This window comes from Enterobacter sp. MGH 4, assembly GCF_000534735.1.
GTDB lineage: Bacteria > Pseudomonadota > Gammaproteobacteria > Enterobacterales > Enterobacteriaceae > Enterobacter > Enterobacter intestinihominis.
The window spans coordinates 1207988-1223004 of sequence record NZ_KI973289.1 but is presented as its reverse complement, the minus strand read 5'-3'; the positions used below and the strand labels follow the sequence as shown (position 1 = coordinate 1223004).

General features: G+C 57.3%; 10 protein-coding genes. 3 read left to right on the top strand and 7 right to left on the bottom strand.

Annotation, left to right across the window (positions count from 1 at the left end):
• Positions 1 to 4 precede the first annotated feature (4 nt).
• Positions 5 to 691 (bottom strand): RluA family pseudouridine synthase, encoded by a 687-nt coding sequence (locus tag L350_RS16695; RefSeq protein ID WP_023300051.1) that lies wholly within the window; start codon positions 689 to 691, stop codon positions 5 to 7.
• 89 nt (positions 692 to 780) lie between these two features.
• The gene (gene azoR / locus L350_RS16700) at positions 781 to 1386 is read right to left on the bottom strand and encodes an FMN-dependent NADH-azoreductase (RefSeq protein ID WP_022648050.1); all 606 of its coding nucleotides are present in this window, start codon (positions 1384 to 1386) and stop codon (positions 781 to 783) included.
• Between the two features lie 203 nt (positions 1387 to 1589).
• On the opposite strand from azoR, the gene hrpA reads away from it, so the two are divergent.
• A complete protein-coding gene (hrpA, locus tag L350_RS16705) occupies positions 1590 to 5492 on the top strand; it encodes an ATP-dependent RNA helicase HrpA (RefSeq protein ID WP_032624302.1) in 3903 nt (1300 codons plus the stop codon).
• Positions 5493 to 5608: 116 nt separating this feature from the next.
• Here hrpA and L350_RS16710 read toward each other — a convergent pair whose 3' ends face one another.
• From L350_RS16710 to L350_RS16730, 5 genes are all read right to left on the bottom strand, one after another.
• Complete coding sequence (locus tag L350_RS16710; protein WP_032624301.1) at positions 5609 to 6235, bottom strand: O-methyltransferase; 627 nt, start codon at positions 6233 to 6235, stop codon at positions 5609 to 5611.
• Positions 6236 to 6309: 74 nt separating this feature from the next.
• A complete protein-coding gene (locus tag L350_RS16715) occupies positions 6310 to 7689 on the bottom strand; it encodes an efflux transporter outer membrane subunit (protein WP_032624300.1) in 1380 nt (459 codons plus the stop codon).
• Positions 7686 to 8768, bottom strand: coding sequence for an HlyD family secretion protein (locus tag L350_RS16720; RefSeq protein ID WP_032624299.1), 1083 nt, complete (start codon positions 8766 to 8768; stop codon positions 7686 to 7688). The genes L350_RS16715 and L350_RS16720 overlap by 4 nt, the downstream gene beginning before the upstream one ends.
• 22 nt (positions 8769 to 8790) lie before the next feature.
• The gene (locus tag L350_RS16725) at positions 8791 to 10443 is read right to left on the bottom strand and encodes an MFS transporter (RefSeq protein ID WP_023300055.1); all 1653 of its coding nucleotides are present in this window, start codon (positions 10441 to 10443) and stop codon (positions 8791 to 8793) included.
• A 158-nt stretch (positions 10444 to 10601) separates the two neighbouring features.
• A complete protein-coding gene (locus L350_RS16730; protein WP_032624298.1) occupies positions 10602 to 11921 on the bottom strand; it encodes an MFS transporter in 1320 nt (439 codons plus the stop codon).
• 391 nt (positions 11922 to 12312) lie between these two features.
• Here L350_RS16730 and L350_RS16735 point away from each other — a divergent pair, with 391 nt between their 5' ends.
• Complete coding sequence (locus L350_RS16735) at positions 12313 to 13107, top strand: YdcF family protein (RefSeq protein ID WP_022648057.1); 795 nt, start codon at positions 12313 to 12315, stop codon at positions 13105 to 13107.
• 199 nt (positions 13108 to 13306) lie between these two features.
• Positions 13307 to 14746 (top strand): aldehyde dehydrogenase, encoded by a 1440-nt coding sequence (gene aldA / locus L350_RS16740; protein ID WP_032624297.1) that lies wholly within the window; start codon positions 13307 to 13309, stop codon positions 14744 to 14746.
• The last annotated feature ends 271 nt before the right edge of the window (positions 14747 to 15017 follow it).

Below are 15017 nucleotides of genomic sequence, written 5' to 3'. Positions count from 1 at the left end.
TCGTTCAGAATGGCGCGGCGTGACGGGCATTCATGGTCTCGCCGCTCAGCGGATGAATAAAACTCAGAACGCTTGCATGCAGCATCAGCCGGGGCGTTTCTTCCGCCCCCGGCCATTCCAGACCCCCATACAGATCGCACCCCAAAATAGGGTGGCCTAACTGCTGGCAGTGAATGCGCAGCTGGTGGGTGCGCCCGGTCTCCGGGGTAAGCTCAACCCGCGTCAACGGCATTGTCGTATCCTGATAAATACGTTCCATCACCCGATAGCGGGAGCGAGCGGGCTTACCGGTGCGGGCACAGATCGTCATCAGCGGAAACAGCGCCGGATCTTTGGCAATCGGGGCATCCACGGTCCCTTCGTCCTGTTCCACATGTCCGCACAACAGGGCGGTGTAAACTTTGGTCACGGCGCGCTGGCTGAACTGGTGGCAAAGCGCGGCGTTAATCGCTTTGTTACGTGCAATGACCATCAGACCCGAAGTGCCAAAATCAAGACGATGCACCAGCGTGCAGCCGGGAAAGGTTTGCACCAGACGGTGGTGGACGGAATCGCGGTTTTGCGGATTTTTCCCGGACAGGCTGAGCAGCCCTGAGGGTTTGTTGATCAGCAGCAGATGCTCGTCCTGCCAGAGGATCTCAATGTCGTCGTGACAGGGGGGGGCAATAAACGTATCGATAATGACAGACATCAGGCCGCCGGGCTGGAGAGTGGGTGCGGATGATAACGAAATACGGGGGAAAGAAAAACCCTCCCACCGGGCGGTGAGAGGGGGAAAATTTAGGCTGCGACCAGGCTGTCGATAGCGGCTTTCGCGTCGGTCTGCGCTTTGGTGGCTACTTCCGGGCCGTAAGCGATACCTTCAGCGAACACGAAGTTCACGTCGGTAATGCCGATGAAGCCCAGGAACAGCGTCATGTACGGTGCGACCAGATCGGTAGGGGTATCTTTGTGAATACCGCCGCGGCTGGTCAGGACGATAGCGCGTTTACCTTTCACCAGACCTTCCGGGCCGTTCTCGGTGTAACGGAAGGTTACGCCAGCGCGCGCCACCAGGTCGAAGTAGTTCTTCAGCTGCGTAGGAATGTTGAAGTTATACATTGGGGCGTTGATCACGATAACGTCGTGGGCCTGCAACTCAGCAATCAGCTCGTCGGAGAGCGCCAGGGCTTCCTGCTGACGTGGGGTGAGAGGCGCATCGCTCGGACGCAGCGCGCCAACCAGCTCGCCGTCCAGCACAGGAATCGGGTTTGCCGCCAGGTCACGCACGGTGATTTCATCCGCGCTGTGCTGTTCACGCCACTGTTCAACGAAATAGTCTGCCAGCTGACCAGACTGTGAATACCCTGCCAGAATACTGGATTTCAACACTAATACTTTGCTCATGGGAATTTCCTGTTTTGTATTTGATTGAGGGGGTTGCCCCGTTGCTTGTTGACACTTTATTCACAATCCTGCCACAGGGATAGCGCAATATATCGAAGCCTATGTTCGAATTTTTTGAATAAGGCGCGAAAAGCACTGATGTGGTACTCTATAGCAATCATTAAAAAGAGATTTTATCCGGCAGTGCACTGCCCATTAACGCTATGACAGAACAACAGAAATTATCCTTCCCGGTGCTGATGCAACAGCTTGATTCGCTGATGCTGCGCGATAAACAGCGGTTTGCGCGCCGTCTGCACGGCGTTAAGAAGGTTAAAAATCCTGATGCACAACAGGCCATTTACCAGGAGATGGCCAAAGAGATTGAACAGGCGGCAGGGAAAGTTGTGCTGCGTGAAGCCGCACGCCCGGAGATTACCTATCCGGAAAACCTGCCCGTCAGCCAGAAAAAACAGGACATTCTTGAGGCCGTGCGCGACCACCAGGTGGTGATCGTCGCGGGGGAAACCGGTTCAGGTAAAACCACTCAGCTGCCGAAGATCTGCATGGAATTAGGCCGCGGGGTGAAAGGGTTGATCGGTCACACCCAGCCGCGTCGTCTGGCGGCGCGCACCGTGGCGAACCGTATTGCCGACGAGCTGCAAACGGAGCCGGGCGGCTGCATCGGCTACAAGGTGCGATTCAGCGACCACGTCAGCGATAACACCATGGTTAAGCTGATGACCGACGGTATCCTGCTGGCGGAAATCCAGCAGGATCGTCTGCTGATGCAGTACGACACTATCATCATCGATGAAGCGCACGAGCGCAGCCTGAACATCGACTTCCTGCTCGGCTACCTGAAAGAGCTGCTGCCCCGGCGTCCGGATCTGAAAATCATCATCACCTCCGCGACCATCGACCCGGAGCGCTTCTCAAAACATTTCAATAATGCGCCGATCATTGAAGTCTCAGGCCGAACCTACCCGGTTGAAGTGCGCTATCGCCCGATTGTTGAAGAGGCGGACGATACCGAGCGCGACCAGCTTCAGGCCATCTTCGATGCCGTCGACGAGCTGGGCAACGAGAGTTCTGGCGACATTCTGATCTTCATGAGCGGCGAGCGTGAGATCCGCGATACCGCCGATGCGCTCAGCAAGCGCGATCTGCGCCATACCGAGATCCTGCCGCTGTACGCGCGCCTGTCCAACAGCGAGCAGAACCGCGTGTTCCAGCCGCACAGCGGGCGCCGCATCGTGCTGGCGACCAACGTGGCCGAAACCTCGCTGACCGTACCGGGCATTAAATACGTGATCGACCCGGGTACGGCGCGCATCAGCCGCTACAGCTACAGAACCAAAGTTCAGCGTCTGCCGATCGAGCCGGTTTCGCAGGCGTCAGCTAATCAGCGTAAGGGCCGTTGCGGCCGCGTGTCGGAAGGGATCTGTATTCGTCTCTATTCGGAAGACGATTTCCTGTCGCGCCCGGAGTTTACCGATCCGGAGATCCTGCGAACCAACCTGGCATCCGTTATCCTGCAAATGACCGCGCTGGGGCTGGGCGATATCGCCGCCTTCCCGTTTGTGGAAGCGCCGGATAAGCGCAATATTCAGGATGGGGTGCGGCTGCTGGAAGAGCTGGGGGCCATTACTACCGACGAGCAGGCGACGGCCTACAAGCTAACGCCGTTGGGCCGCCAGCTTAGCCAGCTGCCGGTCGACCCGCGGCTGGCGCGCATGGTGCTGGAGGCGCAAAAACACGGCTGCGTGCGCGAGGCGATGATCATCACCTCGGCGCTCTCCATTCAGGATCCGCGCGAGCGTCCGATGGACAAACAGCAGGCGTCGGATGAAAAACACCGTCGCTTCCACGATAAAGAGTCCGATTTCCTCGCATTCGTCAACCTGTGGAACTACCTCGGCGAGCAGCAAAAAGCGCTCTCTTCGAATCAGTTCCGCCGTCAGTGCCGGGTGGATTTCCTCAACTACCTGCGCGTACGCGAGTGGCAGGATATCTACACCCAACTGCGCCAGGTGGTGAAAGAGCTGGGCATCCCGGTGAACAGTGAACCGGCAGAGTACCGCGAAATTCATATCGCCCTGCTGACCGGCCTGCTGTCTCATATCGGGATGAAGGATGCGGATAAACAGGAATTTACCGGCGCACGCAACGCGCGTTTCTCCATCTTCCCGGGCTCCGGTTTGTTCAAGAAGCCGCCGAAGTGGACCATGGTCGCCGAGCTGGTGGAAACCAGCCGTCTGTGGGGGCGTATCGCCGCGCGTATCGATCCAGAGTGGGTTGAGCCGGTGGCGCAGCACCTGCTGAAACGCTCATACAGCGAGCCGCACTGGGAGCGCGGGCAGGGCGCGGTGATGGCGACGGAAAAAGTCACCGTTTACGGCCTGCCGGTGGTTGCAGCGCGTAAGGTTAATTACAGCCAGATTGACCCGGCGCTGAGTCGCGAGCTGTTTATCCGCCATGCGCTGGTGGAAGGCGACTGGCAGACGCGCCATGCGTTCTTCCGCGAAAACCTCAAGCTGCGCGCCGAGGTGGAAGAGCTTGAGCACAAGTCCCGCCGCCGCGACATTCTGGTGGACGACGAGACGCTGTTTGAGTTTTACGACCAGCACATCAGCCACGATGTGATCTCGGCGCGCCATTTCGACAGCTGGTGGAAGAAAGCCAGCAAAGAGACCCCGGACCTGCTCAACTTTGAAAAGAGCATGCTGATCAAAGAGGGCGCGGAGTCGGTCAGCAAGCTCGACTACCCGAACTTCTGGCATCAGGGCAACCTCAAGCTGCGTCTGACCTATCAGTTTGAGCCGGGCGCGGATGCCGATGGCGTGACGGTGCACATTCCGCTGCCGCTGTTAAACCAGGTGGATGAGAGCGGGTTTGAGTGGCAAATTCCCGGCCTGCGCCGCGAACTGGTCATTGCATTAATCAAATCCCTGCCTAAACCAGTGCGGCGTAACTTTGTACCGGCGCCGAACTACGCCGAAGCGTTTTTAGGCCGCGTCACGCCGCTGGAACTGCCGCTGCTGGACGCACTGGAGCGTGAGTTCCGACGCATGACCGGGACCACCATTGACCGCGACGACTGGAACTGGGATCAGGTGCCCGATCACCTGAAAATCACATTCCGCGTAGTGGACGATAAAAACAAAAAGCTGCTCGAAGGCCGTTCTCTGACGGAGCTGAAAGAAGCGCTGAAAGGTAAAGTCCAGGAGACGCTCTCTGCGGTGGCCGATGACGGTATTGAGCAGAGCGGGCTGCACATCTGGAGCTTTGGTCAGCTTCCGGAAAGCTATGAGCAGAAGCGCGGGAACTACAAGGTGAAAGCCTGGCCCGCGCTGGTGGATGAGCGCGACAGTGTGGCGATTAAGCTCTTTGACAATCCGCAGGAGCAACAGCAGATGATGTGGCGCGGGCTGCGTCGCCTGCTGCTGCTTAACATCCCGTCGCCGATTAAGTATCTGCACGAGAAGCTGCCGAACAAAGCCAAGCTGGGGCTCTACTTTAACCCGTACGGTAAGGTGCTGGATCTGATCGACGACTGTATCTCCTGCGGTGTGGACAAACTGATCCACGAGGCTGGCGGTCCGGTCTGGACGGAAGAGGGCTTTGCTCAGCTTCATGAAAAGGTGCGCGCGGAGCTGAACGATACCGTGGTAGAGATTGCGAAACAGGTCGAGCAGATCCTCACCGCCGTGTTCAATATCAACAAGCGCCTGAAGGGGCGGGTGGATATGACCATGGCCCTGGGTCTGTCGGACGTGAAGGCGCAGATGGCGGGGCTGGTGTATCGCGGCTTTGTCACCGGCAACGGCTTTAAGCGTCTGGGTGATACGCTGCGTTATTTGCAGGCGATTGAGAAGCGTCTGGAGAAAATGGCGGTCGATCCGCATCGCGATCGAGCGCAGATGCTGAAAGTCGAAAACGTGCAGCAGGCGTGGCAGCAGTGGCTCAACAAACTGCCGCCAGCGCGTCGCGATGACGACGACGTGCGGGAGATCCGCTGGATGATCGAAGAACTGCGCGTCAGCTTCTTCGCCCAGCAGCTCGGTACGCCGTATCCCATTTCGGATAAGCGTATCTTGCAGGCGATGGAGCAGATCTCCGGCTAAAACCATTGCCCGGTGGCGCTGCGCTTACCGGGCCTACGGGAGAACATGCAGGCCGGGTAAGGCGTAGCCGCCACCCGGCTTTTTTATCGTTCCACCATCGCTAGCGTAAACCCATCCTACCCCTTAACGCCCACCGTTTGCAGCGCGGTGGCGGTTAAGCGTGGGTTATCTCCAGTCATCTCGATAAACTTCCGTACCCCCTGCACGCGTGCATCGTCGCTTTGCCCGTTAACCACCTCGCCGTCGCGCACCACGTTATCGCCGATTATGACCGTGCCGGGACGGGAGTAGTGCAGCGCCCACTCCAGGTAGCCGGGATTGTTTGGCTTATCGGCATCAATAAAGATCAGGTCAAAGGGCGGGACGTCACCGAAATTCTCGAGCGACTTTAGCGCCGGGCCTGCAATCAGTTCGATACGATCGCTGAGTCCCGCAAGGTGAATGTTCTGGCGTGCAACAGCGGCATGTTTCGGGTCCGCTTCAAGCGTAATCAGCTTTCCATCCGGCGGCAGGGCGCGCGCCATCCAGATTGAGCTATACGCGCCCAGCGTACCGATTTCCAGTATTCGACGCGCCTGCGTCATGCGGACAAACAGCGCCAGCAGTTGCCCCTGATTTGCGGCAACGTCGTGCTCGGGTAAACCGGCGCGTTTGTTGTTTTCAAGGACGTTCTGGAGAACTTCATCTTCAGGAATAAGCGACGAAATCATGTAATTATCTACTGAACACCACTGCTGTTGCATAGATTGACTCCTTGGGGGTATCGCCAGAGGCGAAATGTAGGCCGGGTAAGGCGTAGCCGCCACCCTGCATGTTTTCACGCACTGACCCAACCGCCGCCCAGCGCTTTATACAAATCAATTTGCGCCAGCAGCAGGTTGTTTTTCACCTGTACCACGCTGGTCTGCACCGAGAACAGCGTGCGCTGTGCATCGAGCACATCCAGATAAGAAGAGTACCCGTTGCGGTAGCGGTTTTGCGCTATCCGCAGCGTCTCCTGCGCGACCGCCTGCTGAGCCAGCAGCTCGGTAAGCTGTTCCTGATAACGGGTGATGGCATCAAGGCTGTCATTCACCTCGGCAAACGCATTACGTACGGTTTTTTCGTAGCTGTACAACGCCTGATTACGCTGAGACTGGGAGATATCCACCTGTGCATTCAGCGCCTGTCGGTTCAGCAGCGGCGCAAGAATACTGCCGCCCACGCTCCAGAGCTGGAGGGGGTTATCCAGCAATCCCGACAGCGTGCGATCCTGCACCGATCCTGTGGCCGTGAGGTTGATCGACGGCAGCAGGCTGGCGTGCGATGCCGCCAGCGTCGCGTCCGCCGCAATCAGCTGACGTTCAGCCTGGACGATATCCGGACGCCGGTTCAGTAACGTCGACGGCAACTGGGAGGGCAGTTTCAGCGGCGTCAGGGCATCAAAGCTTTCACCGCGCGCAACGTTACCCGGGTTGCTGCCCAGCAGCAGGCTAAGCGCATTCTCCTGCTGCGCAATCTGGTGCTGAAGCAGTGGAACCTGAGCGCGGGTGGCGCGCAGCTCAGAATCCGATTGCATCAGCTCAAGGCGAGAGCTGTATCCCGTCTCAAACTGTCGTTTAGCAAGGTTGAACGCCTCTTCACGCGATTTCAGCGTGGACTGGGTAACGCGAAGCTGTTCATCCAGCGACAGGAGAGTGACGTACCCGGAGGCCACCGACGATGCGACCGTGAGATCTGCCGCCGCGGCCGCCGCCTTTTGTGCCTCCAGCGACGCTTCGGCGGCACGGGAGGTGCTGCGGTTTACCCCCCAGATATCCACGTCGTAGCTGGCGGTCAGGCTGCCTTTGTACAACGTACCGTATACCGGAAGGCCTGTGGCGGCGGACTGCGAGCGCGCGCGCGTCCCGGTCACGCCCGCGTCAAGCGACGGGAACAGGCTGCCGTCGGCGGCGTATACCCGGGCCTGATACTCATTAATCCGCTCGCGGGCAATCAGCACGTCGCTGTTGTTCTTCAGCGCCTGATCCACATAGTGATTCAGATTGCTGTCGTGGAAATTACGCCACCAGAGCTGCTCTGTCGGGCTGGTTGGCCCCGACGTCGCGCGCCACTGGGCCGGGATGTGCAGGGACGATTTGGCGGGCTCAACGTCAACCGACTGGCAACCCGCAAGGATAGCCATCATCAGCAGGCCAGCTATCGGGCGAAGCGTCATTGTTTCGCCTCCCGCGTGTCGATGGTGACCTGCACCGACATGCCAGGGCGCAGCAGCCGGTACGCCTCCGGCTCACCGAGTACCTCAATGCGTACCGGGATGCGCTGGGCGATTTTAACAAAGTTGCCCGTGGCGTTATCCGGGGTGATAGCGCTGAACTCGACGCCTGTGGCCGGGGATATGCTCTCCACGCGGCCCTGATAGGCTTTATCGTTTAACGCATCGACGGTGAATTTCACTGGCTGTCCGACGCGTAAATTCGCCAGCTGCGTCTCTTTGATATTGGCGATCACCCAGTGCTGCGGCGGGACCAGCGTGGTAAGGTGCGTCCCGGCGGTGACGTACGCTCCCAGACGCACCGCAATCTGCCCGAGCTGACCGTCACGCGGCGCGACAATGCGGGTGTTTTGCAGATCGATCTGCGCAAGCTCCAGCGCGGCTTTCGCATTTTCAACGTCCGCTTCCAGCGAAGCGCGATTGACGATAACCGTTTGTAGATCCTGGCGCGACATCTCAAGCGTTGCTTTCGCCTGGTCGATATCGGCGCTCCCCTGGGCGGCACTGGCCAGCGCCGCATCGCGCTCGCGAATGGACAGGGAGCCGTCTGCGGTCAGATCCTTCACGCGTTTCAGATCCGCCTGGGTTTTCAGACTTTGGGCACGGGCGTTTTTCAGTGCCGCTTCGTTTTTGGCAATCACCGCTTCCGCGCTTTTACGCTGTTGCAGGTTGTTGTTCAGCGCAGCAATTTTCATTGCCAGCTGCGCCTCGGCCTGATGGACACGCTGGCGATAGATCCGGTCATCAATCTGCAACAGCAGGTCGCCTTTTTTAACCTGCACAAAATCCTGAACATGGACCTCAGTAATGTAGCCGTTGACTTGCGGACTGATGAACGTGGTCTGGCCGCGCACGTAGGCGTTATCAGTAAACTGGGTATGACGCGTGAACGGGGGCAACTGCCAGGCATAAAGGATCACCAGCACCCCGACAATGCCGATAGCCGCGGCGGTGAAAATGGAAACGACGCGTACATTTTTGCGGGTGTTGGCCTGCTCTTTGGCGGCATCCTGCTGACTCATAACTTCTCCTGAAAAATAGTCATTACTTATTGCCAGTGGCGTTCTTAAGGGCCATACGGGCGGTGATGCGCAGGCGCAGCAAGCGCCATAAAATCCAGACCAGCGTGGCTGTGGCAATGCTCGCCGTCAGGAGATAAGTATCGTTGTAAGCCAGAATGTTTGCCTCAAGCGTCGTCACCGTCTGAAGCTGAATAATGGCCTGGGTTCCCAACAGGGAACTGTCGCCAACCAGGCTTTTATACATCTGGGTGTAAAGCTGAATGCGTTCGTTCACCAGCGGGTTGAGGGTGGTGAGCTGGTCAGCCAGCAGGCTGGAATGGTACTTCTCGCGCCAGGTCTGGAAGGTACCAAGGATTGCAGAACCCAGCAGGCCACCAAGGTTCTGACTCATGCCAAACATCACGGAAAAGCTGACCAGATTGCGTGGTTCGGCGATCACCCCGCCAATGGCGGCCAGCATCGCAGGGGCGAGGAAGAAAGCGCTGCCGAAACCAAGCAGGAACTGGCTGAACATCAGCTGATCCGGCCGGGTCAGGTTGTTGGACTGGCTGTCCAGCAGCGAAGCAACAATCATCAGCGCCAGCGAGGTGATAATCGGCCAGGCCAGCTTAGTGGGTTTGATCGTCAGACAGCTGGTGACGATACCGCAGACGATTCCGGCGAAAATAGACCACGCCAGATGGGTCATCTGTTCATTCTGTAGGCCCGCATATTGCAGCCAGCCGATGACGCCGGTGTTCTGTTCCGCCAGTACGATGCGGATCAGCAGCATAATCAATCCCAGGCGTACGATGCTGCCGCTGGACAGCCAGCGGGTATTGAGCAGCGGGTTGCTGCGGTTATGTTCAAAGACGATTGCACAGACAATTAGCACCAGCGAGAGAGCCAACGCCCAGCCGATCCACGGTGTTTCAAACCACCATTCCAGACGCCCTAGCGACAGAACCGCGCACAACAGCGCCATACCGGGCGCAAGCAAAAAGAAGGTGATGAAATCTTTTTTCTCGAAAACTTTGCGTCGATCGCCCGGGGGCAGTTTCAGCACCATCACGCAGGCCAGTGAGATCAGGGCCAAACCCAGCTCGAAGAAGTACAGCCCACGCCACTCATCAAGCTGCAACAGCTCGGTGGAGAACAGCCGCGCCAGCGGTATCGCCAGCGACGAACCGGTAATGCCGATGGTCAGCGCCTTGAGTCGGTGCTTCGCGGGCCAGGCCTGTATCTGGTAATAAATGCCGAGCGAGCTGAGCGCGGCGGCGACCATCCCGTGTGCCGCCCGTACCATCAGCGCCGAGCTGAGATCGTTCACAAACAGGTGAAAAAAGGTGACCAGCACATACAGCACCAGGAAGCCTTCCGTAAACGCGCGCAAACCGTACTGCTGGCGAAACTTTACCAGCAGCAGGTTGATGGAGACGTTGGTCATGACATAGACGGCAGGCAGCCAGGCGATTTCAGTCGACCAGGCGCCGAAGGTGCCTTGCAGATTTTGCAGATTGGCGGTGACGACCGCGTTACCCAGCGCCCCGGTCAGACACACCAGCAGGCCGACCACGCCATAGGCGATCCGTTTCGACGTCGGATGTTCCGGGGTGGAAGGGGAACCCAGCAGAGCGGGTTTCTCGTGTGGCTGCCACTCGCGAGGAGCATAAGGATCGCGTTGGGGCAGGCGCATAACGGGGTTTACCTTTAAAAATGTTGAATTGTGAGCGGGCTAATGATTCTACGGCTGACGCAAATCATAATTCAAGTGAATACGAATATTGTATGTTAATCAAATGTAGAGGGAATGATGAAGAAAAAGTGCGGCTCGCGAACGGAGCCGCAATAATATTATCGCTGTTCCGGCTGCGCCTGAAGGTGGCGTTCACGGTTGATGCGGCTGGCACAAAAAATTGCAATGAGGGAGATAGCAACCGTCACGCCCAGATACCAGGCCACGGGTACCCAGTCGCCGTCGTATTTCGCCAGCAGTCCGGTAGCGATTAGCGGTGCCGTTCCGCCCGCCAGCGCGGCCCCAAGTTGATAACCCAGCGTGATACCGGTGTAGCGAACGTTGGCACTGAAAATTTCAGAGCAGAGCGTGCCGAGAACTGCCGTCACCGGTGCCCACAGTACGCCAAAAGCGATAACGGTCGCGAGCACAATTCCCCAGGTGGTACCGGTATTCAGCAGCATAAACCAGGGCACGATAAACAGGCCGAGCACGAAGACACTGACGGCGTACATACGCTGGCGGCCAACCCTGTCGGAGAGCAGCCCCATCAGCGGGATCATGATAGTGGCGACCAGTGCGCCAAGAGTTACTGCCTCCAGCGCCTGGGATTTCTGATAGGTCAGGGTGGTAGTGGCGTAGCTCACCACAAACGTGGAGAAAATATAGAACGGTGCTGTCTCCACAACCTTAAGCCCGGCGGCAATTAGCACTTCACGCCAGTGGTGTTTTATGGTGTCGCGCAGCGGAGCTTTCGCAACCTGGCCGGATTTTTTCACTTTCTGGAAATCAGGCGTTTCGTCAATATCTTTCCGAATCCAAAGCCCCAATATTACCAGCACGGAACTGAGCAGGAACGGAATGCGCCAGCCCCAGGAGAGAAAATCCTCTTCGCTGAACAGCGTCATTAGCGAGACGATAAATGTCGCCATCAACATGCCGATGGTAACGCCCGCCTGCGGAATACTGCCGAAGAAGCCTTTGCGTTTTTCTGGCGCATACTCATAAGCCAGCAGCAGCGCGCCACCCCATTCACCGCCGATACCCATCCCCTGAATAATACGCATCAGGATCAGCAACGCGGGCGCCCACATCCCGATCATGTCGTAGGTGGGCAGCAGGCCAATCATCACGGTTGCACCTCCCATCAATGAAAGGGTGAGGACAAGCGTTTTTTTGCGACCGATACGATCCCCGATATGTGCAAAGAGAACGCCGCCAATGGGGCGAATAAAGAAGGTCAACGAGAAGGAGAGATAGGAGAGGATCAGCCCGATTACCGGGTCGACCATCGGAAAGAAAATCTTGTTAAACACCAGCGCGGCAGCGGTGCCATAGAGAAAATAATCAAACCATTCAATAGAACTTCCCGTAAGACTGGCAATTAATACCTTTTTGTTTTTCCGCAATACCGTTGTCGTGCTCTCATGTTGTGTCATGACTCAAAACTCCGCCACGTGGATGATAATAGAGGTGTTACCTGGCGCGCTTCAGGTGCAACCTGTCGGTGTGTAATGGTTGTGAAATTGTTAAGCAACTTAGGGTTGGATGTTACGTTTGGCAAGTCAGCCAGAACTAAAACGGGTCAGATCACGATGGATTAAGCAGCAACTGGTGCTTTTTCAGCACGCTGTTGTGGCAGGATGTGTTGAAGGGCAGATAATCAAAAGCACAAACTCAGGGTGCAACCCAATTGTTTTTGGATGTTTCTGGTTATTTCATCAAAATGACAAATATGCAGCTTAATGAGCACCTCGCCTTTCAGAGTGATCTCCTTTTCAACCCCGTTGTGTGAAGTACTCTAAAGATTAATGCTGTAAGGAGGTAACGATGACAATGGCACTTTTCCCCTGTCTGCCTGGCACAACACTCGACGCCGTGAATACCGTTGGGGCGTGGCTTGCTCAGGACGACTATCAGGACAACCAGCCCGTTGATCTGGTGATTCTGGCGGGTAACGCGGTGATCCCCGCGATTGATGCTGCCTGTAAAATCGCGGCTGAACAGGGGGTTCCTCTGATCATCAGCGGCGGGATCGGTCACTCGACGACCTTCCTCTACGCCGCGATTGCTAAGCACCCCCGCTATAACAGGATACCCACCACCGGGCGGGCTGAGGCGGCTATTCTGGCCGACATCGCCCGTGAATTCTGGAACATTCCGGCTGAGCATCTTCACGTTGAGGATCAGTCGACCAACTGTGGCGAAAACGCCCGCTTCAGCCGGGCGTTGATGAAACAGTCCGGACTGAACGCCGCCCGGGTGCTGGTAGTGCAGGACCCGACGATGCAGCGTCGCACAATGGCTACGTTTGCCCGCGTTTGCCGCGACGAGGCTGCATCGCCCGCATGGATGAGTCATCCCGGCCTGACGCCCGTGCTGCAAAACAGTGACGACGGTCTGGCGTTCAGCGGCCCGGTCGAGGGGTTATGGCCGGTAGAACGTTACCTGTCGCTGGTGCTGGGTGAATTTCCGCGACTCAGGGACGACATCAACGGCTACGGTCCGGCGGGACGTGATTTCATTGCCCATGTCGATATCCCTGCCGACGTGGACGCCGCGTGGCAGATCCTGCGAAACGACGTCATTCTCACCGACGCGCTGGTGAGCCGTTCTCTGCTGTAATGCTCTTGCCCGTTTGCGCCATCTTTTACGCAAACGGGCAGCCTTTGTTGCCGATTTGTGATTTTTGAAACGGGCTGACCCGTTTCTTTTATGAGATATCTCACAAAAACAGACTCATAGAGTAGGCAATTACCCCGGTAATTATAGTTTTTAACATTAAGTTTACTTGTTAAAAACAGTGTGATTACAGGAGCAGGTTATGACAGTACCCGTACAACATCCTATGTATATTGATGGACAGTTTGTTGCCTGGCAGGGTGATGCCTGGATTGACGTGATCAATCCGGCCACGGAAGAGGTCATTTCCCGTATTCCCGATGGCACCGCCGAGGACGCCCGCAAGGCCATTGACGCGGCAGAGCGCGCGCAGGCTGGCTGGGAGGCGCTGCCTGCCATTGAACGCGCCAGCTGGCTACGCAAAATTTCCGCCGGGATCCGCGAGCGCGTCAGCGAAATTAGCGCGCTGATTGTGGCCGAAGGGGGCAAGATCCAGCAGCTGGCGGAAGTGGAAGTTAACTTTACAGCTGACTATATCGACTATATGGCCGAGTGGGCGCGCCGTTATGAAGGGGAAATCATTCAGAGCGACCGTCCGGGCGAGAATATTCTGGTGTTTAAGCGCGCCCTTGGCGTCACCACCGGCATTCTGCCGTGGAACTTTCCCTTCTTCCTGATTGCCCGTAAGCTCGCTCCTGCGCTAATCACCGGCAACACCATCGTTATCAAACCGAGCGAATTTACCCCAAACAACGCCATTGCGTTTGCCAAAATCGTCGACGAGATTGGCCTGCCGAAAGGCGTCTTCAACCTGGTGCTGGGCCGCGGTGAAACCGTCGGACAGGAGCTGGCCGGGAACCCGAAAGTGGCGATGGTCAGCATGACCGGCAGCGTCGGGGCGGGTGAAAAGATCATGGCTGCGGCTGCGAAAAACATCACCAAAGTGGGGCTGGAGCTGGGTGGTAAAGCCCCGGCCATCGTGATGGACGATGCCGACCTCGAGCTGGCCGTGAAGGCCATTGTGGATTCACGCGTCATCAATACCGGACAGGTGTGTAACTGCGCGGAACGTGTCTATGTTCAGAAGGGGATCTACGACCGCTTTGTGAATCGTCTGGGTGAGGCAATGAAAGCCGTCCAGTTTGGCAATCCGGCTGAGCGAACGGATATTGCCATGGGGCCACTGATCAACGCCGCCGCGCTGGAGCGTGTGGAGCAGAAGGTGGCGCGCGCGGTGCAGGAAGGGGCTAAAGTGGTCCTTGGCGGTAAAGCGGCAGAGGGCAAAGGGTATTTTTATCCCCCAACGCTGCTGCTGGACGTACATCAGGACATGGCCATCATGCACGAAGAGACCTTTGGCCCGGTGCTGCCGGTGGTGGCTTTCGACACCCTGGAAGAGGCCCTGAAAATGGCCAACGACAGCGACTACGGTTTAACCTCGTCTGTATATACGCAGGATCTGAATGTCGCCATGAAAGCCATTAAAGGGCTTAAGTTCGGCGAGACCTATATTAACCGTGAAAACTTTGAAGCGATGCAGGGCTTCCATGCGGGCTGGCGGAAATCCGGGATCGGCGGGGCGGATGGCAAACACGGTCTGAATGAGTATTTGCAGACGCAGGTAGTCTATTTGCAGTCGTAATCAGGAGCCCCCTCCATGCGAGATAATGTGTGCACGGAGCAGTTCCCTCGCCCCTTTGGGAAGAGGGTTAGGGTGAGGGGAACATACGGCTCTGGTGGTCATTCCGTTCACTTTAGGTTCCTTGCTACTCTGTAACAAAATGACCGGTGAACGTGCCAGGGTGGCTCAGTCGCCACCACCCTGGCGACCCGGGCTCCCGGCGGTAAATCGCCGCTTCGCGGTCACTTCGGCTTATTCCTTCCGGCTTATCGGGGACGGGCGGAGGTAACAT